The organism is Pseudomonas sp. KCJK9000 (assembly GCF_046230725.1).
GTDB classification, from domain to species: Bacteria; Pseudomonadota; Gammaproteobacteria; order Pseudomonadales; family Pseudomonadaceae; genus Aquipseudomonas; species Aquipseudomonas promysalinigenes.
The window spans coordinates 37,616-57,963 of the sequence record NZ_JBJJLN010000018.1; the positions used below are offsets into that span (position 1 = coordinate 37,616).

At 61.3% G+C, this 20,348-nt stretch carries 14 protein-coding genes; 2 read left to right on the forward strand and 12 right to left on the reverse strand.

Annotated features, from left to right (window positions below):
- Complete coding sequence (locus tag ACK59H_RS10530; protein ID WP_409264436.1) at window positions 1–900, reverse strand: LysR substrate-binding domain-containing protein; 900 nt, start codon at window positions 898–900, stop codon at window positions 1–3.
- Between the two features lie 164 nt (window positions 901–1,064).
- Between ACK59H_RS10530 and ACK59H_RS10535 the strand changes: the two genes are divergently transcribed.
- Complete coding sequence (locus ACK59H_RS10535; protein WP_230849805.1) at window positions 1,065–2,252, forward strand: MFS transporter; 1,188 nt, start codon at window positions 1,065–1,067, stop codon at window positions 2,250–2,252.
- Window positions 2,253–2,290: 38 nt separating this feature from the next.
- Here the strand turns inward: ACK59H_RS10535 and ACK59H_RS10540 are convergent, their stop codons facing one another.
- The 11 genes from ACK59H_RS10540 to pilM all read right to left on the reverse strand — a co-directional run bounded on the left by ACK59H_RS10540 (window position 2,291) and on the right by pilM (window position 17,628).
- Window positions 2,291–2,638: a YgiW/YdeI family stress tolerance OB fold protein gene (locus tag ACK59H_RS10540; protein ID WP_060480556.1), complete on the reverse strand. Its 348-nt coding sequence runs from the start codon at window positions 2,636–2,638 to the stop codon at window positions 2,291–2,293.
- 504 nt (window positions 2,639–3,142) lie between these two features.
- Window positions 3,143–4,207, reverse strand: a complete 1,065-nt coding sequence (hemE, locus tag ACK59H_RS10545; RefSeq protein ID WP_060479894.1) for a uroporphyrinogen decarboxylase — start codon at window positions 4,205–4,207, stop codon at window positions 3,143–3,145.
- 128 nt (window positions 4,208–4,335) lie between these two features.
- A complete protein-coding gene (locus ACK59H_RS10550) occupies window positions 4,336–5,754 on the reverse strand; it encodes an FAD-dependent oxidoreductase (protein WP_060479893.1) in 1,419 nt (472 codons plus the stop codon).
- Between the two features lie 107 nt (window positions 5,755–5,861).
- A complete protein-coding gene (gene gltB, locus ACK59H_RS10555; protein WP_060479892.1) occupies window positions 5,862–10,307 on the reverse strand; it encodes a glutamate synthase large subunit in 4,446 nt (1,481 codons plus the stop codon).
- Between the two features lie 372 nt (window positions 10,308–10,679).
- Window positions 10,680–12,293 (reverse strand): AAA family ATPase, encoded by a 1,614-nt coding sequence (locus tag ACK59H_RS10560; RefSeq protein WP_060479891.1) that lies wholly within the window; start codon window positions 12,291–12,293, stop codon window positions 10,680–10,682.
- 15 nt (window positions 12,294–12,308) lie between these two features.
- A complete protein-coding gene (gene aroB / locus ACK59H_RS10565; protein WP_060479890.1) occupies window positions 12,309–13,406 on the reverse strand; it encodes a 3-dehydroquinate synthase in 1,098 nt (365 codons plus the stop codon).
- 94 nt (window positions 13,407–13,500) lie between these two features.
- Window positions 13,501–14,019 (reverse strand): shikimate kinase AroK, encoded by a 519-nt coding sequence (aroK, locus tag ACK59H_RS10570; protein ID WP_060479889.1) that lies wholly within the window; start codon window positions 14,017–14,019, stop codon window positions 13,501–13,503.
- Between the two features lie 4 nt (window positions 14,020–14,023).
- Window positions 14,024–15,256 carry a type IV pilus secretin PilQ family protein gene (locus ACK59H_RS10575; RefSeq protein WP_060479888.1) on the reverse strand — a complete coding sequence of 411 codons (1,233 nt, stop codon included), beginning with the start codon at window positions 15,254–15,256 and terminating at the stop codon, window positions 14,024–14,026.
- On the reverse strand, window positions 15,216–16,232 hold the full coding sequence (locus tag ACK59H_RS10580) for a pilus assembly protein PilP (RefSeq protein ID WP_060479887.1): 1,017 nt from the start codon (window positions 16,230–16,232) through the stop codon (window positions 15,216–15,218). Before ACK59H_RS10580 ends, ACK59H_RS10575 begins: the two co-directional genes overlap by 41 nt.
- Window positions 16,229–16,765, reverse strand: coding sequence for a PilN domain-containing protein (locus ACK59H_RS10585; RefSeq protein WP_060479886.1), 537 nt, complete (start codon window positions 16,763–16,765; stop codon window positions 16,229–16,231). The genes ACK59H_RS10580 and ACK59H_RS10585 overlap by 4 nt, the downstream gene beginning before the upstream one ends.
- Window positions 16,765–17,628, reverse strand: coding sequence for a pilus assembly protein PilM (gene pilM, locus ACK59H_RS10590; protein ID WP_060479885.1), 864 nt, complete (start codon window positions 17,626–17,628; stop codon window positions 16,765–16,767). The genes ACK59H_RS10585 and pilM overlap by 1 nt, the downstream gene beginning before the upstream one ends.
- A 178-nt stretch (window positions 17,629–17,806) precedes the next feature.
- On the opposite strand from pilM, the gene ACK59H_RS10595 reads away from it, so the two are divergent.
- Window positions 17,807–20,260: a penicillin-binding protein 1A gene (locus tag ACK59H_RS10595; RefSeq protein WP_060479884.1), complete on the forward strand. Its 2,454-nt coding sequence runs from the start codon at window positions 17,807–17,809 to the stop codon at window positions 20,258–20,260.
- Window positions 20,261–20,348 lie beyond the last annotated feature (88 nt).

Below are 20,348 nucleotides of genomic sequence, written 5' to 3' on the forward strand. Positions count from 1 at the left end.
TCAACCCTGGCTCGCCATCAGTCCGGTCAGCAACTCGGCGAAGGCCCGAGCCATCACTGAAGCCCCCTGCTCGCGCTGCACCAGCCAAACCGCCGACATGGCCCCTTCATCCAGCAGCGTGCGGTACACCACGCCCTCGATTCGCATCCGCTGGAACGAAGCCGGCAGCACCGAAACCCCCAGGCCTGCAGACACCAGGCCAATGATGGTCATCGCCTCCCCTGCCTCCTGGGCGAAATGTGGGCTGAAGCCGGCTTGGCGGGCCAGGCTCAGCAACTGCGCATGCAAGCCACTGCCGTAGCTGCGCGGGAAAAACACGAAAGGTTCATGGGCCAGTGCGGCCATGTGCACACCCTGGTCCGAGCCTTCTGCCAAGGGGTGCGAGGCGTTGATCACCGCCACCAACGGCTCGCGGAACAACTCGATGGCCACCAGGCCCTCGGGTAAGGGCATCGGTCGCATCAGCCCAACCTCGATGGACTCATCGAACACACCTTCGGCAACATCCCGGCTACTCATTTCCTTGAGGTTCAAGTGCACCGCCGGAAATCGCTGGCGAAAGGCATGGATGGCTTTGGGAATCTTCGAGGTGAAAGGTGCCGACGAGGTGAAGCCAATCTTCATCTCGCCCAACTCGCCCAACTGCGCGCGTCGCGCCACGTCGGCAGCCTTCTCTACCTGCGCCAACACCTGGCGCGCCTCATCGAGGAACAACCGGCCAGCCTCACTGAGCTCGACACGACGGTTGGTTCGCTCGAACAGGCGAGCCCCTAGCTCTTGCTCCAAGGCCTGGATCTGCTGGCTCAAAGGCGGCTGGGAAATGCCCAACTGTTGAGCCGCGCGTCCGAAATGCAACTCCTCGGCAACAGCGATGAAATACCGCAAATGGCGCAGCTCCATGATCAGCTCCAATTAGGTCGTTTGACGTCTTAAATAGGTCGAACAATATATTGGATCTAATTATTAGCCAGCTATATGCTTTTTTCATTGCACCAGAGGTACCGTCCGTGAAAACTGCTGTAGCCCCCCTTCCTGCCAACACTGAACCTGCCGGCCTGACCGAAATGTGGATCGAGAAAGGCACCCCGGCTTTCATCAAGACCGTCTTGGCACTGTTCAGCGGCGGCTTTGCCACGTTTGCCCTTCTCTATTGCGTGCAGCCGATGATGCCCCTTTTATCGAAGGAGTTTTCCATCAATGCGGCGCAAAGCAGCCTGGTCTTGTCGGTGTCGACGGCGATGCTGGCGATCGGCCTGTTGGTGACTGGGCCAGTCTCCGATCGAATCGGACGCAAGCCGGTAATGGTATTCGCACTGGTGTGCGCCGCACTCTCGACCCTGGCCAGCGCGGTGATGCCGAGCTGGGAACTGGTACTGGCGAGCCGCGCGCTAGTCGGCCTGTCGCTGAGCGGCCTGGCGGCAGTGGCAATGACCTACCTGAGCGAAGAGATTCACCCGCAGCACATTGGCCTGGCCATGGGCTTGTACATTGGCGGCAATGCCATCGGTGGCATGAGCGGGCGGCTGATCACCGGCGTATTGATCGATTTCGTCAGCTGGCATACGGCGATGTTGACCATAGGCGGCCTGGCCCTGCTGGCGGCGTTGGTGTTCTGGAAGGTGCTGCCGGAGTCGCGTAATTTCCGCCAGCAATCGATGAATCCACGTAGCCTGTTGGACGGTTTCGTCATGCACTTCAAGGATGCCGGCCTGCCGTGGCTGTTCCTTGAGGCCTTCCTGCTGATGGGCGCCTTCGTCACGCTCTTCAACTACATCGGGTACCGCCTACTGGCCGAGCCCTACCACATGAACCAGGCCTTGGTCGGCTTGTTGTCGGTGGTCTACCTGTCGGGCATCTACAGTTCAGCGCAGGTCGGCGCCCTGGCCGACAAACTGGGCCGACGCAAGGTGTTCTGGGCCAGTATCGTGGTAATGGCAGGTGGCTTGCTGATGACCTTGGCGACCCCTTTGGCGATGGTGATCGTTGGCATGCTGGTGTTCACCTTCGGCTTTTTCGGTGCGCACTCGGTGGCCAGCAGCTGGATCGGGCGGCGGGCGCTCAAGGCCAAGGGGCAGGCTTCGTCGCTGTACCTATTCAGCTATTACGCAGGGTCCAGCGTGGCGGGTACGGCGGGCGGTGTGTTCTGGCACCAGTGGGGCTGGAATGGGATCGGGTTGTTCATCGGCAGCTTGCTGGTGGTGGCGTTGCTGGTGGCGTTGCGCCTGAGCAAGCTTCAGCCCAAAGCGGTGTGAGGCCCCTTCGCGGGTTTGCCCGCGAAAGGGCCAGTGGATCAGTTGATGATCTCGACAATATCTACGTCCACCTCACGGCTCATAAGGTGTTTCTCGACCTCGCCGGTCAGCTTGACCTTGGTCTTTTCATTGAACGGCGTCGCTGGCAGGTCTTCGTCATCGATCTCGACGGTGATTGTGCCGGTGTTGTCCTTGAATTCGTACTTGTCGTCGTTGTTGATTTTCTTGGTCACAAAGCCTTGCAGCACAACCGGCGTATCGTCGGCAGCGTCATTGGCTGCAGCCACTGTGGTAACCGGTGTGGCACCGGGGCCGGTGTAAGTCGCAGCCAGTGCTGCAGTGCTGAACAGAGGCGCAAGAATCAAGGCAAGGTAACGTGCTTTCATGGTGATTGGGTCCTGTTTGATGTTCAATGGGACCAGATTAGCGACGATCGCTGAATTCAAACTTAATGACATGACAAAGCCTGGCATATGGCCGTCATGTTGTTCACTTAAGCCAAGAGACTCGGTGGAGCGCAGATCGAGCGCCGCCCGCGCGGCGCATCGCGAGCTGCGCTCGCTCCTACGTTTGTTTCGGGCCAATTATGCCTGTGGGATTTGCGCGCGGACGCCTTTGTGCATGGCGCAATATCGCGTCGTACAAACAAGGCGGTCGCGCGCGTCTGCTACAGGCGTTACTGGCCCGAAACAAACGTAGGAGCGAGCGCAGCTCGCGATGCGCCGCGCGGGCGGCGCTCGATCTCACAGGCGCTAAAAGGCTCAAATTGAACCCAAAAAACTCCGACACCAGATCACTGGTATCGGATTTTTCGCCCCCAAACCTGGACTCAAACGCTCAAGTGAACAGCGTTACGGCACATGGCCAGGCTCTTCTTTTCAGCCTTCAAATCACTGGTGATACTGCGCCGACAGTTCGTGTACGGCGTTAATGAACACACCTGCGTGCTCCGGGTCGACCTCCGGAGTGATACCGTGGCCGAGGTTGAACACATGACCGGTGCCGTGGCCGTAGCTGGCCAGGATGCGCGCCACTTCCTGGCGGATGGCCTGCGGCTTGGCGTACAGCACGGTCGGGTCCATGTTGCCCTGCAACGCCACTTTGTCGCCCACACGGCGGCGGGCGTCACCGATGTCGCAGGTCCAGTCCAGGCCCAGTGCGTCTGCTCCCGCTTCAGCGATGCTTTCCAACCACAGGCCGCCGTTCTTGGTGAATAGAATCACCGGCACTTTACGCCCCTCATGCTCGCGGATCAGGCCGCTGACAATCTTGCGCATATAGGCCAGTGAGAACTCCTGATACGCCGCCGCCGACAGGTTGCCGCCCCAGGTGTCGAATATCTGCACGGCTTGGGCGCCTGCGAGGATCTGGCCGTTGAGGTAGCTGGTGACCGACTGAGCCAGCTTGTCCAGCAACAGATGCAGGGCTTGCGGGTTGTCATAGGCCATGGCCTTGGTCTTGCGGAAGTCCTTGGATGAGCCGCCTTCGACCATGTAGGTGGCCAAGGTCCAAGGGCTGCCGGAGAAGCCGATCAGCGGCACCCGGCCGTTGAGCTCACGGCGGATGGTACTGACCGCGTCCATCACATAACCCAGGTCTTTCTGCGGGTCAGGAACCTGCAGCGCCTCGATATCGGCCGGGGTACTGACGACTTTCTTGAAACGCGGGCCTTCGCCGGTTTCGAAATACAGGCCCAGGCCCATGGCGTCGGGGATGGTGAGGATGTCCGAGAACAGGATCGCCGCATCCAGCGGGTAGCGGTCCAGCGGCTGCAGGGTCACCTCGCAGGCAAACTGCGGGTTCATGCACAGGCTCATGAAATCACCCGCCTTGGCACGGCTGGCGCGGTACTCAGGCAGGTAGCGGCCGGCCTGGCGCATCATCCACACGGGGGTGACGTCCACGGGTTGCTTGAGCAGTGCACGCAGGAAACGATCGTTCTTCAGGGCAGTCATGTCGGCATCCGGAAAAATAGTGCGGGCATTTTCTCAGACGCACAAAGAAAAGGCACGGCTGTTTGCCGTGCCTTTTCTTAATAGGTATGTCGTGGATCAATAGATTTTGTATACAAAACCTAGTGCTCTTAGACCTCCAGGTAGTCCAGGATGCCTTCGGCAGCGTTACGGCCTTCGAAAATGGCTGTAACCACCAGGTCAGAACCGCGGACCATGTCGCCGCCAGCGAACACTTTGGGGTTGCTGGTCTGGTGTTTGAACTTGGCTTTCTCTGGCGCTACAACCCGGCCCTGGCTGTCCAGCTCGATTCCATGCTGCTCGAACCACGGGGCTGGGCTTGGGCGGAAGCCGAAGGCGATCACCACGGCGTCAGCCGGCAGGATTTCTTCGGAACCTGGGATCGGCTCTGGGCTACGACGACCACGAGCATCCGGCTCGCCAAGACGGGTTTCGACGACTTTCACCCCTTCGACCTTGTCTTCGCCGACGATGGCGATAGGCTGGCGATTGTAGAGGAACTTCACGCCTTCTTCCTTGGCGTTCTTCACCTCTTTGCGCGAACCCGGCATGTTGGCTTCGTCACGGCGGTAAGCACAGGTGACCGACTTGGCGCCCTGACGGATCGACGTACGGTTACAGTCCATCGCGGTGTCGCCACCGCCGAGCACCACGACCTTCTTGCCCTGCATGTCGACGAAGTCTTCCGGCGCTTTTTCGAAACCGAGGTTACGGTTGACGTTGGCGATCAGAAAGTCCAATGCGTCGTGCACCCCAGGCAGGTCCTCACCCGGGAAACCGCCTTTCATATAGGTGTAGGTGCCCATGCCCATGAACACGGCGTCGTATTCGGCGAGCAACTGCTCCATGGTGATGTCCTTGCCAACCTCGGTATTGAGGCGGAACTCAATCCCCATACCGGTGAACACCTCGCGGCGGTTGCTCAACACGGTCTTTTCCAGCTTGAACTCAGGGATGCCGAAGGTCAGCAGGCCACCGATTTCCGGGTTCTTGTCGAACACCACAGGGGTCACGCCGCCGCGCACCAGCACGTCGGCGCAGCCCAGGCCGGCAGGCCCGGCACCGATGATGGCAACGCGCTTACCGGTTGGCTTGACCTTGGACATGTCAGGGCGCCAGCCCATGGCGAAGGCGGTGTCGGTGATGTACTTCTCGACCGAGCCGATGGTCACCGCGCCGAAGCCGTCGTTCAACGTGCAGGCACCCTCGCACAGACGATCCTGCGGGCACACGCGGCCACAGACTTCCGGGAGGGTGTTGGTCTGGTGCGATAGTTCTGCCGCGGCAAGAATGTTGCCTTCGGAAACCAGCTTCAGCCAGTTGGGGATGAAGTTGTGGACCGGGCACTTCCACTCGCAATAGGGGTTACCGCAGCCCAGGCAACGGTGGGCCTGCTCTACGGACTGCTGGGGCTTGAACGGCTCGTAGATCTCCACGAACTCTTTCTTGCGCTGGCGCAGCAGCTTTTTCTTGGGGTCCTTGCGGCCCACTTCGATGAACTGGAAGTCGTTGTTCAGACGTTCAGCCATTTTTCAAAACCTCTTTACCGCAGTTGCCAGCCTTCAGGCTGCAAGCTGCAAGACGATCACTTGAGCACGACGGGCCCCGCGCACGGGGCCGTCACTTGCAGCTGTTCTTACTGCGGGTTGGCACGGGTGCTGGACAGCAGTTGCTTGAGGTTGGCCGCCTTGGGCTTGACCAGCCAGAAGCGCCGCACGTAGTCGTCCAGGTTCTCGAAGAGCTCACGCCCCCACTCGCTGCCGGTTTCTTCCACGTACTCGCCCAGGACCCGCGCCAAGTGGCTGCGGTAAGCTTCCATCGCCTCACCACTGATGCGCTGGATTTCCACCAGCTCGTGGTTGAGCTTGTCGACGAAGCTGTTGTCCATGTCGAGCACGTAGGCGAAGCCGCCAGTCATGCCAGAACCGAAGTTGTAACCGGTCTTGCCCAGAACGCAGACAAAGCCGCCGGTCATGTATTCACAGCAGTGATCGCCAGTACCCTCGACAACAGCGTGGGCGCCGGAGTTACGTACAGCGAAGCGCTCGCCCGCAGTGCCAGCGGCAAACAGCTTGCCGCCGGTTGCGCCGTACAGGCAGGTGTTACCGACGATGGCGCTATGCTGGGTGGCGAATGGGCTGCCAGCTGGCGGCACGATGGTCAGCTTGCCCCCGGTCATGCCTTTGCCGACGTAATCGTTGGCGTCGCCTTCCAGGTGCAGGTTCAGGCCGCCGGCGTTCCACACGCCGAAGCTTTGACCGGCAGTACCTTTGAAGCGGAAGGTGACCGGCTTGTCAGCCATGCCCTGGTTGCCGTACAGCTTGGCAATTTCACCGGAAACTCGTGCACCGATGGAGCGGTCGCAGTTGCAGATATCGAGGCTGAACTCGCCGCCGGCCTGGTCGCGGATCGACGGCAGGGCCATCTCGACCATTTTTTCAGCCAGCTCGCCTTTGTCGAACGGCGGGTTCTTGTCGACTTCGCAGAACTGCGGCTTGTCGGCCGGAATGTGCGAGCTGCCCAGCAGCGGCGTCAGGTCCAGGTACTGCTGGCGCTCGGTGTCGCCTGGCAGCACTTCAAGCAGGTCGGTGCGACCAATCAGCTCGCCGAGGCTGCGAACGCCCAATTTGGCCAGCCATTCACGGGTTTCTTCAGCAACGAAGGTGAAGAAGTTGATCACCATGTCGACGGTGCCGATGTAGTGATCCTTGCGCAGCTTTTCGTTTTGCGTAGCTACGCCGGTGGCGCAGTTGTTCAGGTGACAGATGCGCAGATATTTGCAGCCCAGGGCGATCATCGGTGCGGTACCAAAGCCGAAGCTTTCGGCGCCGAGGATGGCCGCTTTGATCACGTCCAGACCGGTCTTCAGGCCGCCGTCGGTCTGTACCCGCACCTTGCCGCGCAGGTCGTTGCCGCGCAGGGTCTGGTGGGTTTCGGCCAGGCCCAGTTCCCACGGGGCGCCGGCGTACTTGATCGAGGTCAGCGGCGAGGCACCGGTGCCACCGTCGTAACCAGAGATGGTGATCAGGTCGGCGTAAGCCTTGGCCACGCCCGCGGCGATCGTGCCAACACCGGCTTCAGCCACCAGTTTCACCGAAACCAGGGCCTGCGGGTTGACCTGCTTGAGGTCATAGATCAGCTGGGCCAGGTCTTCGATGGAGTAGATGTCGTGGTGCGGCGGAGGCGAAATCAGGGTCACACCCGGCACCGCATAGCGCAGCTTGGCGATCAGGCCGTTGACCTTGCCGCCTGGCAGCTGGCCACCCTCACCGGGCTTGGCGCCCTGGGCGACCTTGATCTGCAGTACCTCGGCATTGACCAGATACTCTGGGGTCACGCCAAAGCGGCCAGTGGCGACCTGCTTGATCTTCGAGCTCTTGATGGTGCCATAGCGCGACGGGTCTTCGCCGCCCTCACCGGAGTTGGAGCGTGCGCCCAGGCGGTTCATGGCCTCGGCCAGGGCCTCGTGAGCCTCTGGCGACAGTGCACCCAGCGAGATACCGGCGGAGTCGAAGCGCTTGAGGATGGCCTCCAACGGCTCGATCTGATCCAGCGGCAGGGCCTGTTCGGCCACTTTCACTTTCAACAGGTCGCGGATCATCGATACCGGGCGCTGGTCCACCAGCGTCGTGTATTCCTTGAACTTGGCGTAGTCGCCCTGCTGCACAGCAGCTTGCAGGGTGTTGACCACGTCAGGGTTGTAGGCGTGATATTCGCCACCGTGGACGAACTTCAGCAGGCCACCTTGCTGGATTGGCTTACGGGCACTCCAGGCTTCGGCGGCCAGCAGCTTCTGGTCGCTTTCCAGATCGACGAAGCGCGCACCCTTGATGCGGCTGGAGACGCCCTTGAAGCTCAGGCCAACCACTTCCTCGGCCAAGCCAACGGCTTCGAACAACTGGGCGCCACGGTACGAGGCAATGGTGGAGATCCCCATCTTCGAAAGGATCTTCAACAGGCCTTTGGAGATGCCTTTGCGGTAGTACTTGAAGACTTCGTCGAGGTCACCCAGCACTTCACCGGTACGGATCAGGTCGGCCAGCACTTCGTAGGCCAGGTACGGGTACACGGCCGAGGCGCCGAAGCCCAGCAGCACGGCGAAGTGATGCGGGTCGCGGGCAGTGGCGGTTTCGACCAGGATGTTGCTGTCGCAACGCAGGCCCTGCTCGGTCAGGCGGTGGTGCACGGCCCCCACGGCCAGCGAAGCATGGACCGGCAGCTTGCCAGGTGCGATGTAGCGGTCGCTCAGCACCAGCTGGGTCTTGCCGCCACGTACGGCTTCTTCGGCTTGGTCGGCAATGTTGCGGATGGCCGCTTCCAGGCCGACGCTCTCGTCGTAGTTGAGGTCGATCAGTTGGCGGTCGAAGCCTTCGCGCTCCAGGTTCATCAGCGAACGCCATTTGGCGGGCGAGATGACTGGCGAGCTGAGGATCACCCGAGATGCGTGCTCCGGGGACTCTTGGAAAATGTTGCGCTCGGCGCCCAGGCAGATTTCCAGGGACATGACGATCGCTTCGCGCAGCGGGTCGATCGGCGGGTTGGTCACCTGGGCGAACTGCTGACGGAAGAAGTCATACGGCGAACGCACACGCTGGGACAGTACCGCCATCGGCGTATCGTCACCCATCGAACCGACCGCTTCCTGCCCCTGCTCACCGAGCGGACGCAGCACTTGATCACGTTCCTCGAAGGTGACCTGGAACATTTTCATGTACTGCTTGAGCTGGTCAGCGTCATAGCTGGCCACGCCCTGGTCGTCGGTCAAGCTGGCCTGAATGCGCAGGGCGTGCTGGCGCAGCCAACGCTTGTAGGGGTGACGCGACTTCAAGCGGTTGTCGATGGCATCGGTGTCGAGAATCTGGCCAGTTTCGGTGTCGACAGCGAAGATCTGCCCCGGGCCGACACGGCCTTTGGCGATGACGTCTTCAGGCTTGTAATCCCATACGCCAATTTCCGACGCCAGGGTGATGTAGCCATTCTTGGTGGTTACCCAGCGTGCAGGACGCAGGCCGTTGCGGTCGAGCAGGCACACCGCATGGCGGCCCTCGGTCATGACGATACCGGCCGGGCCATCCCACGGCTCCATGTGCATGGAGTTGTACTCGTAGAAGGCGCGCAGGTCGGCGTCCATGGTCTCGACGTTTTGCCAGGCTGGCGGTACCAGCATGCGCACGCCACGGAACAGATCGATGCCACCTGTGACCATCAGTTCGAGCATGTTGTCCATGCTCGACGAGTCGGAGCCGACGCGGTTGACCAGCGGGCCCAACTCTTCCAGATCAGGGATCAGGTCGTTGGCGAACTTGGTGCGACGGGCCATGGCCCAGTTGCGGTTGCCGGTGATGGTGTTGATTTCGCCGTTATGGGCGAGGAAGCGGAACGGCTGCGCCAGCGGCCATTTCGGCAGGGTATTGGTGGAGAAGCGCTGGTGGAACACGCAGATCGCGGTTTGCAGGCGCTCGTCACCCAGGTCTGGGTAAAACGCCGCGAGATCGCGCGGCATCATCAGGCCTTTGTAGATGATGGTCTTGTGCGAGAAGCTGCAAATGTAGTGGTCGGCGTCGTGGGCGTTGGCCACGGACGAGCGGCGACGAGCACTGAACAGCTTGATGGCGAATTCCTGATCGCTCAGGCCTTCACCACCGATGAACACCTGCTCGATCTGCGGCAGGCGCTCCAAGGCGAGGCGGCCGAGCACGCTGGTGTCGATCGGCACCTTGCGCCAACCGACCAGCTTCAGGCCGGCAGCGACGATTTCGCGGTCCATGTTGGCGCGGGCAGCTTCGGCTTTGACCGGGTCCTGGTTGAAGAACACCATACCGACGGCATACTGCCTGGGCAGCTCGGCGCTGAAGTGCTCCTGGGCCACGGCACGCAGGAATTGGTCAGGCTTCTGGATGAGCAGACCACAACCGTCGCCGGTCTTGCCGTCAGCGTTGATGCCGCCGCGGTGGGTCATGCAGGTCAGTGCCTGCATAGCCGTTTGCAGAAGGTGGTGGCTCGGTTCGCCCGTCATATGGGCAATCAGGCCAAAACCACAGTTGTCCTTGAATTCTTCGGGATGGTACAGACCTGTTTTCATAGACACTTTCTCACCAGGTTCACCTCTCAACCGGAGGCAAATCTCTTTTATGTACAACCACTTACCATCCACGCCGATCAAACGCCAGCTTTTTTGCGGTGGCCATGGAAAACCATTGTTGCACAGCGACAGTCATACCCACAAATTTTCATGTCTCACCATTGAAAATTTATGTCGCATTTTTGAATGTTTTTGCGCCGAGAGCCGTGATAACGGCTGAATTGTATCTGAAGCGCTTTGCCATGACTGCTAGGGAGGCTTGTGGCCAGCAGTGCGGGACAGAAAAGCCTGCCGCGCTCGGGCGCAGCAGGCTATTCGGATGTCTTTAATCGCTCAGCAACTGGGCGGCGGGGGTGATGCCGCCCGGCAGGATCAGCGGGCCGAGGCCAGCTCTTGTTGGACGCTGGCGACGGTTCGTGGCCAAGGTTTACCAGCCTGGACCTTCGCTGGCAAGTTCTTGATTGCCGCGACCGCAGCGTCGCGATTGGCAAAGTTGCCGTAGGTGACCACGTAAAGCGGTTTGCCCTGCAGGGTTTTCTTGAAGTAGCGATAGTCGCCACCCTGCGCTTTTACGAAGGCCTGGGCCGAAGCCTCAGAGCTGGTACCTAGGATCTGCACCACATAGTTGCCTGGTTTCTGACCCGAATACCAACCACTGTTCCCGGTACCGCCAGCGGCAGGCTTTTCCGCGGCCTTGGCGGCTGGCTTGGCGGTGGCGACTTGAGTAGGCGCTGGCTTGGTTGGCGCAACCGGCTTGACCGGCTGAGACGCTGCTGGCTTGGACGCAGGCGCAGCAGGCTGCGTGGGAGCAGTGGCCTGGGCCATGCTCGGTGCGGGGCCGGCAGGTACACCCTGAGGAGGCGCGATAGTGGTTACGGTAGGCGGATTGCCAGGCTGCAAAGCGGTATTGCCGGCAGGGCCCCCTTCGTCCCCATCCCCCATACCCGCAGCCTCGGCCAGCGGTTCACGCATGACCGGCTGGGACTGGCCGACCAGTGGCAGCGGCATCGGCTGCGACTGGCCGGAAAATTCGATGGCCGGGTTGCCATTGTTGGCTTGCTCAGCGCCTTGCTTGCCCTCGCCCAATGGCAGCTGGGCCTGGGCCACAGGCGCCTCGGCAGGGGCCTTGTCGCTCTTTTTGGGCATCAGCACCGCAGCGCCTACGGCGACCACGACTACTGCGGAAAGCGCAAGTACGTGTTTCTTAGGCATTTTGAACCCCATGGCTGGTCGCTTGACCGTGGTACGGCTGGCGATCATGGCTTCGATCAGAGTATCGCGGGCGACCTGATTGATGTTGCCAGGCCACCCGTCGGAGTTTTCATGAATATCGACAAGCTGTTCACGGGTGAACACCTCGATACCCCGGCCAGCACCTTCCAGGCGTTGTTCAAGGTACTCGCGGGTTTCTTCCTCGCTGTAGGGGGCAAGCTCGATGACGTGGAAGCGCTCTTCCTCGATCTGGATCTCATCCAACCCGGCAATCAGCGAGGGCTCGCCGAACAGGAACACGTGCGGGCGCCCTTCCGGGAGCCCTGCCGCCAGTTCCAGCAACGCTTGGAGTGCCGACTCGTCGAGTTGTTCCGCATCGTCCACCAGCAGATAGACTTCCTGCCCGGTTAGCGCCAGTTGCACGACCTTGTTCAAGATCGCCTGCATTTCAGGCTGCGGCACTTCCAGCGTCTGCGCCACCTGCCCCAGCACGCTGGCAGCGTCGCTGGCGCCGCGGGCCGATACCACCACGCTCTGTACCGACTGCTTGTTGGTACTGGCCACCAGGGCTTGGCGCAGCAGGGTCTTACCGCTGCCCACGGGGCCCGTGACCACCAGCATCAACTGGCTGTAGCGAGCCAGGTGATGCAACTGGCCCAACACCGGCTTGCGCTGGGCGGGGAAAAACTTGAAGCCGGGCACACGCGGCGCGAACGGATCGTGGCTCAACTGGTAATGTTCGAGGAACGCCTCATCGGCATGCAAACTGGTCATTACGCTGTCACAACCTCAAAGCTGGGCCACGATCGCGCGGTAATCCGCCGACAGCGTGGCCTGAAGAATCTCTTTCGGATAGTCGTCGGTGATCACGGCCTCCCCCAGCTGGCGCAGCAGCACCAGCCGCAAGCGACCATCGAGCACCTTCTTGTCGACCGCCATATGCTCCATGAAATGCGCCGGGCTCATTTCCTCTGGTGGCACCACCGGCAAACCTGCATCCTGCAACAGGCGTATTGCGCGATCACGTTCGGCCTGGTCGATCCAACCCAGGCGCATGGACATCTCCAGGGCCATGACCGTGCCTGCGGCTACGGCCTCACCGTGCAGCCATACTCCGTAACCCATGTGGGTTTCGATGGCGTGGCCAAAGGTGTGCCCAAGATTGAGCGTGGCACGCACACCGGACTCACGCTCGTCGGCACCGACCACTGCGGCCTTGGCCGCGCACGAGCGGCGGATCGCCTCGGTCAGAGCTGCGGGCTCGAGGGCACGCAGTGCCTGCATATTGTCTTCGAGCCAGGCCAAAAAGGGCTTGTCGCAGATCAGCCCGTACTTGATGACTTCAGCCAGGCCTGCCGAAAGCTCGCGCCCAGGCAAGGTCTTGAGGCTGGTGGTATCGATCAGCACGGCGTTAGGCTGATAGAAAGCCCCGACCATGTTCTTGCCCAGGGGGTGGTTTATACCGGTCTTGCCGCCGACCGAAGAGTCGACCTGTGACAGCAGAGTGGTCGGCACCTGGATGAAGTCGACCCCTCGCTGATAGCAGGCCGCTGCGAAGCCGGCCATGTCGCCGATCACGCCGCCGCCGAGCGCCACCACAGTAGTACGGCGGTCATGCCGCGCAGTCAGCAGGCCATCGAAGATCAGTTGCAGGGTTTGCCAATTCTTGTGTGCTTCGCCGTCCGGCAGGATCACTGACACTACCGAATAGGCGCCAAGGGTCTTGCTCAGGCGATCGAGATACAGAGGCGCGACGGTTTCATTTGAAACGATGGCGACCTGGCGCCCGCGGATATGCGGCGCCAGCAGTTCGGCCTGGTCCAACAGGCCTTCGCCAATGTAGATCGGGTAGCTACGCTCACCGAGATCGACCTTAAGTGTCTGCATGTATCCCCACAATGTACTTGGGCGCGGCGCCGGCTGTGCGCGCCGCGCAGGAACGTTGAACGTCGCCTCGGCGCTGGCCGAGAATAGTCCCGGCTTAACGGGGCGGCAACTGCTGCAGGCGCTCGAGGATATCGAGCACTACCATGCGTGGCGGCCGTTCGTCGGTTTCCACCACCAGATCGGCAATTTCGCGATAGAGCGGGTCGCGAGCCTCGAGCAAGCCGCGCAAGGTGGCTTCCGGGTTCGCTGTGCGCAGCAGTGGGCGATTGCGATCGCGTGCGGTACGCCCCACCTGCTGCTCCACCGAAGCATGCAGGTAGATGACTCGCCCGCCCGCGTGCAGTGCTTGACGGTTTTCCGCGCGCATGACCGCGCCGCCGCCGGTGGCCACGACGACGCCATCGAGCGCGCACAATTCGGCGATCATCGCCTGCTCACGGTCACGAAAGCCCGGCTCGCCTTCTTTGTCGAAGATCCACGGGATGTTGGCGCCGGTTCGCAGTTCGATTTCCTTGTCGGAATCCTTGAACAGCAGGCGCAGCTCTTTGGCCAACAGACGCCCGATGGTGCTTTTACCAGCACCCATGGGCCCTACAAGTATCAAATTTCGCACAGAATCAACGACTCACAGCAATCGCCTGGTCACTCATGATACGCGGAGTCAGGAAGACCAGCAGCTCGGATTTTTTCTCTTGTAATGCATCGCGTCGAAATAGCCGCCCAACATACGGCAGATCGCCGAAAAATGGCACCTTGTCGACCACATTGTTTTGCGCGGTCGAGTAAACGCCACCGATGACGATGGTTTCGCCATTCGCTACCCGAACCTTGGCATTGACTTCGTTCTTGCGAATCGGGGGTACATCGTTGAGGGCATTGACGAAATCGGGCTCGTCCTTGGTCACTTTGACCGTCATGATGACATTGCCGTCCGGCGTGATCTGTGGGGTAACTTCCAGTGACAGCGAGGCTTCGCGAAAGGCTACCGAGGTCGCCCCGCTTTTGCTGGTTTCCTGGTACGGCACTTCGGTGCCTTTGAGAATCCTGGCGGTTTCCTTGTCAGCCGTAACCACCTTGGGCTGGGAAATGATTTCGCCGTTGCCGCTTTTCTCCATCGCGCTGAGCTCCAGGTCCAGCAGCACACCGCCGCGCAACAACCCTACGCCAATGCCAGCTGCGCCCCGGTCCATGCCCAGGTCGACGAACAGGTCCTTGCCCAACAGTGGTGCATCCCCGTACAACTGCCGCCCCCAGCGCACCCCCAGGCCTTTTTCGTAATCGACATTGGCCTCCACGATACGCGCTTCGATTTCCACCTGCTGGACCGGTACATCAAGCTGTGCGACCAACTGGCGCAACTCGGCCAGGCGCTCAGCCGGCTGGTGCGCTACCAGGGTGTTGGTGCGCGTATCGACACTCAGGCTGCCACGGCCGGTCAAAATACCGTCATCGGCGAGCGTCGCCAGCAGCAACTCGGCAAGGTCCGAGGCCTTGGCGTGATGAATCGGTAGCAGCTCACGCCGCAAAGGCTCCAGTTGTGCGTCCAGCTCCTGTTTGATACGGGCACCGCGAGACTGCTCGGCCAACTCTGCGGCGGGCGCGACCAACAACACATTGCCCTGCTCACGTCGCGCCAGCCCCTTGCTGTGCAACACCAAATCCAGCGCTTGATCCCAGGGCACATCATGTAGCCGCAAGGTGATATTGCCTTGCACGGTGTCACTGGCCACCAAGTTGATCCCGGCATAGTCAGCCAACACCTGGAGCACTGAGCGCACCTCCACATCCTGGAAGTTCAGGGTTATGGCCTCACCCCGAAAGGGCGCTGCCAGACACGCCTGACTGGCCATCAAGCCCACCACTAGCCATTTCGACAGCCTCATCGTCGCCCTCCGTGGCCTCAGTTTTCATGCTCTTCCTGAGCTTCAGCGTTACCGTGCGCTCTCGCCACACGCCTCCTACGAACAGACGCTCGCGGACCTCGAGTTGCCGTTCGCCAACCTGCACCACTACCCCTCCCTCGCGCCCCAGCCGGTCCCCTGGGCGAACGCGGTACACACGCCCAGCCGACAACACAAGCGCTTCGCTATGCTCACCGCGCTGCAGGCTGCCGACCATCTGCAGCTGTGCCAGCGGAACACCGGCAAGCCCTGCGCGCACTACACGAGCCGGCGAGGAAGAAAACGGATCCAGGCTCACAGGTTGCATCTGACCGCGAGCAGGCACATCGGCCAGTGATGGCGGCTGTGGTACGGAGCCGTCGGCTTGATAGACATACACTCGCATACCAAGGCTCAACAGCCCTGGCCGATCCTCCGTTGGCTCCAGGCGCATCGTCTCGGCACGCAGCAGGCGAACCTGACCAAGCCAGTCGTCCAGCCACACCCGAAGCCCTGCATACCCCCCAACTACGCGTATGTCCACAGGCGTCTGCCAGTAGGCAGGTCGCTTGACCTCCTCGCCCACATCCAGTTGCTCGAAGTGCAGGCCATGGGCATGCCCTGAAGCGGCCAACTGATCCAGCAAATCGCTCATGCCTGCGCCGGCAGCCAGGCGCCAGCGAGCATCCTGCAACTGCATCAGCTCAGCCTCGTAGTTTTCACGAAGTTGCCCGAGCGCCTTCACCTCACCAATTGCAGCTTGTTGGTCTTCCAGCAGCCCCACATACCGAGCACGTGCCACCTCCTCACGCTGTAGCCATTGAGGTAGAAGAAGTAAGCACCCAAAACCGAACACAACGATGCACAAAATGCCCGGTAGCGCACTGCGAGCCAGTGGCAAGCGCTCGATCAGTGCCAGCCACTCTCCACCGCGCAACAGGTTCATGACCAGACTGCCGATACGCGCGCCAGCAGCAGAAACTCGTCGCCGCCCGGCTGCTGCCTGATGTGTTTGAGCTCCAGGTCGCGTAGCACGCCAGAGCGCTCAAGCTCACGCATCAGCTGCGCCACTACAGCGCTGGAGGCAGCTATCCCGGCCATGCGCAATTGCGAGCCGTCCATCTCCACGTGGCGCAGACGAACGCCCTCCGGCATTGCCCGCTCAAGGTCGGCAAACACTGCGCTCGGCAGCCCTTGCTGGGTACGCAAGCCTGCCAAGGCCGCAACCTGATTGCGCACGTCGGCATAAGCCTGGGTGATGCGTTCGTGTTCAGAGAGCTGCGCCTGGAGTGCCTGTATTGCGACCCGCTGGGCGTGGCTGGCCATGGCGTGCTGGCGAACGCGCTGACGAGCCAATTGGTCCATCAACAGCACGGCGCACAGCGCCAACACTGCCGCCCCTACCAACATAAGGCGTAAACGCTGGATCGCCGCTTGGCGCTGCCGCTCTCGCCAGGGCATCAAATTGAGGCGCAACATCAATGCAGGCTCCCAAGCGCCAAGGCAAAGGCCAACGCCATGCAGCCGTCCTGGCAGTGCACACCTGCCACAGGCGGCAACGGGTGGCACGGCAAGCCAAAGCGCTCACTCAGACGAAGCAGCGAGTCTTGACCGATTGCCGACGCACCCGCCACAAGCAGTTCAGTCGGCATCTGGCCATCTGCCAGTTCATCGAGCAGCTCCAGGCCTGCCCCCGTCTCCAGCGGCCACTCAAGCCGGACAGGCAGGGTATCGCCAAGCCAGCCATGCAACGTTGCGCTTCCCGGCTCGATGCGCAGCAGCGCTGCGCCACTGTGGCCTTGACCCGGCAGCAGGCGACGCAGGGCAATTGTGTCAACTTCCACCACCTCGAGTTCCAGATCCGCGGCTTCGAAGGCAGCGACCAAAGGCTGCAGCGAGCTTTGCCGGCTGGCCGCAACCAATACATCCTGACATCCCGGTTGCAGCAGGGAGTCCCCCAGTACCTGAAAGTCCAATGCCAGATCTTCGAGTGGGAAAGGGAAGAGCTGCTCCGCATCACCCAGCAGTTGCGCCTCCAGCTGGCTGGGGGCCTGACCCTCAGGCAAGCGGCACAGCTTGCAGATGACCTGCGAGGCGGGCAGTGCCACTGCGGCTCTACGTAGGCGCCTGCCCGATTGCTGACACGCGTTGCGCAAAGTAGCTATCAAGCGCTCTGGCCCCTGCGATCGGTTGCCAGGCGCGAGCGGCTCGAACTCATGCACCGCCCAGACAAGCGGCTCATAACGCCCCCTGTGGCCCCGCAGTTGGGCAACCCGCAGTGAATCCGAGGTGATTTCCACCCCCAGCAGTGAACTGGCATCCTTGCCAAAGCGTCCTAACATCACGATTTCCTTGTTACAACCATGAACCGCCACACTGCCGGGCCCTGAAGGGCCAAACGGTGCAGCGAGCCGCCTGGCCGGTCACCCGGCGAAGCGAAAAGTGCTTATAATGCCCAGCGTTTTTTTAGTCCGCCGGCCCCGTGCGCAATTCACCTCTCAACCTGGACACCGAAAAGCCTTGATACGCCTGCTGAAGTTCTTCTGGTGGTCTTTCGTCGCAGTCATCTGCGCGCTCGTACTCGGTGTGAGCGGTGCGTTTCTGTATCTTAGCCCCAACCTGCCATCGGTCGATTCACTCAGAAGCATCCAGTTGCAGATCCCACTGAGGGTCTTTAGCAGTGACGGCAAGCTGATCGCCGAGTTTGGCGAAATGCGGCGCTCGCCGATCCGCTTCGCGGACATTCCGCCACAGTTCATTCAGGCACTTCTGTCAGCCGAGGACGACAATTTCCTCAACCACTACGGTGTCGATCCGAGCAGCCTGATGCGTGCTGCTACCCAACTGGTGAAGTCCGGTCACATTCAGACCGGCGGCAGCACCATTACCATGCAGGTGGCCAAAAACTACTTCCTCACCAGCGAACGCAGCTTCTCGCGCAAGACCAGCGAAATTTTGCTGGCTCTGCAGATCGAGCGCGAACTGACCAAGGACGAGATCCTTGAGCTGTACGTGAACAAGATCTACCTGGGCAACCGCGCCTACGGTATCGACGCCGCGGCTCAGGTTTACTACGGCAAGTCGATCCGCGACGTGAGCCTGGCACAGATGGCAATGATCGCCGGTCTGCCGAAAGCACCCTCACGTTTCAACCCGCTGGCCAACCCGGCCCGTGCCAAGGAGCGCCGTGACTGGATCCTTGGGCGCATGTACAAGCTCGGCAAGATCGACGAAGCCAGCTACCAGGCTGCCCTGGCCGAACCGCTCAACGCCAGCTACCACGTACCGACCCCTGAGGTGAACGCACCTTACGTGGCTGAAATGGCCCGCGCCGAAATGGTCGGCCGCTATGGCGGTGATGCCTACACCGAGGGTTTCCGCGTGACCACTACGGTGCCTAGCGATATGCAGGAAATGGCCAACAAGGCCATCCTCAACGGCCTCACCGAGTACGACGAACGCCATGGCTATCGTGGCCCGGAGGCGCGCTTCCCAGGCAAGACGCATGCTGCCTGGCAACAAGAGCTGAACAAGCAGCGTAACCTCGGCGCGCTGGAGCCGGCCATCGTCACCCAGGTCGAGAAAACCGGCATCAAGGTGCTGACCCGTGACGGCAAGGATGAAGAGGTTGCCTGGGACACCATGAAGTGGGCACGCCCCTACATCAACACCAACGCCCAAGGCCGTTCGCCGCAGTCGCCCGCTGACGTCGCGCAAGTCGGCGACCTGGTGCGCCTGCAGCGCCTGGACGATGGCAAGCTCAAGTTCAGCCAAGTCCCCACCGCGCAGAGCGCGCTGGTCACCCTCGACCCGAACAATGGCGCCATCCGCGCGCTGGTAGGTGGTTTCTCGTTCGAGCAGAGCAACTACAACCGCGCCATGCAGGCCAAGCGCCAGCCGGGTTCGAGCTTCAAGCCGTTCATTTACAGCGCAGCCCTGGACAGCGGCTACACCGCCTCCAGCCTGGTCAACGATGCCCCGATCGTATTCGTCGATCAGTATCTGGACAAGGAATGGCGCCCCAAAAATGACACCAACACCTTCCTTGGCCCGATTCGCTTGCGCGAGGCGCTGTACAAGTCCCGTAACCTGGTTTCGATTCGCTTGCTGCAGGCCATGGGGGTGGATCGCACCATCGATTACATCACCAAGTTCGGCTTCAACAAGCAGGACCTGCCGCGCAACCTGTCGCTGGCACTGGGTACCGCAACCCTGACACCGATGGAAATCGCGACGGGCTGGAGCACCTTTGCCAATGGCGGCTACAAGGTGAACCCGTATCTGATCGACCGCATCGAGAGCCGCAGTGGTGAAACGCTGTTCACCGCCAATCCAGCCCGCGTCCCTCAAGGGGCTGAGGACAATGCAGGGTTGCCTGCTGCGGAGCAACCGATCAGCACTTCCGCCCTGCCAGGCGAGGCGCCCTCTGCCCTTGGCGAGGTTGCACCACCACCGCAAACCCCGGCCGTCGCTGAACGAATCGTCGACAATCGCACTACTTACATCCTCACCAGCATGCTGCAGGATGTGATCAAACGCGGCACCGGCCGCCGGGCCCTGGCTTTGGGCCGTGACGACCTGGCCGGCAAGACCGGTACCACCAACGAGTCCAAAGATGCCTGGTTCTCAGGCTACAACGCCGATTTTGTGACCACCGTGTGGGTTGGCTTCGACCAGCCAGAAAGCCTCGGCCGTCGCGAGTACGGCGGCACGGCGGCACTGCCTATATGGATGAAATTCATGGGCGCGGCGCTGCACGGCAGGCCAAGCCATGCGCCAGCGGAGCCGGACGGCATCCTCAGCCTGCGAGTCGACCCGGTGAGCGGACGCGCGGCCTCGCCAAGCACGCCTAACGCCTACTTCGAACTGTTCAAAGCCGAGGACTCGCCACCGTCGGTGGACGAACTAGGCAATGGCGTTGCGCCAGGTAGCCCGCTGCCAGCCGATGAAGCGGCGCCTATGGACCTGTTCTGACCCTCAACTTGGGGTGATGCATCTACAAGCGCCGCCCGGGTGGCGCTGGCTCTCACAGCCACCACAACCCTCAAGACGAACACAAAAA

What these genes read in the sequence shown, in the direction of transcription:
- ACK59H_RS10530 (WP_409264436.1), bottom strand. Translation starts at nt 900, where the DNA reads ATGGAGCTGCGCCATTTGCGGTATTTCATCGCTGTTGCCGAGGAGTTG.
- ACK59H_RS10535 (WP_230849805.1), top strand. Translation starts at nt 1,065, where the DNA reads ATGTGGATCGAGAAAGGCACCCCGGCTTTCATCAAGACCGTCTTGGCA.
- ACK59H_RS10540 (WP_060480556.1), bottom strand. Translation starts at nt 2,638, where the DNA reads ATGAAAGCACGTTACCTTGCCTTGATTCTTGCGCCTCTGTTCAGCACT.
- hemE (WP_060479894.1), bottom strand. Translation starts at nt 4,207, where the DNA reads ATGACTGCCCTGAAGAACGATCGTTTCCTGCGTGCACTGCTCAAGCAA.
- ACK59H_RS10550 (WP_060479893.1), bottom strand. Translation starts at nt 5,754, where the DNA reads ATGGCTGAACGTCTGAACAACGACTTCCAGTTCATCGAAGTGGGCCGC.
- gltB (WP_060479892.1), bottom strand. Translation starts at nt 10,307, where the DNA reads ATGAAAACAGGTCTGTACCATCCCGAAGAATTCAAGGACAACTGTGGT.
- ACK59H_RS10560 (WP_060479891.1), bottom strand. Translation starts at nt 12,293, where the DNA reads ATGACCAGTTTGCATGCCGATGAGGCGTTCCTCGAACATTACCAGTTG.
- aroB (WP_060479890.1), bottom strand. Translation starts at nt 13,406, where the DNA reads ATGCAGACACTTAAGGTCGATCTCGGTGAGCGTAGCTACCCGATCTAC.
- ACK59H_RS10575 (WP_060479888.1), bottom strand. Translation starts at nt 15,256, where the DNA reads ATGGCCAGTCAGGCGTGTCTGGCAGCGCCCTTTCGGGGTGAGGCCATA.
- ACK59H_RS10580 (WP_060479887.1), bottom strand. Translation starts at nt 16,232, where the DNA reads ATGAACCTGTTGCGCGGTGGAGAGTGGCTGGCACTGATCGAGCGCTTG.
- ACK59H_RS10585 (WP_060479886.1), bottom strand. Translation starts at nt 16,765, where the DNA reads ATGTTGCGCCTCAATTTGATGCCCTGGCGAGAGCGGCAGCGCCAAGCG.
- pilM (WP_060479885.1), bottom strand. Translation starts at nt 17,628, where the DNA reads ATGTTAGGACGCTTTGGCAAGGATGCCAGTTCACTGCTGGGGGTGGAA.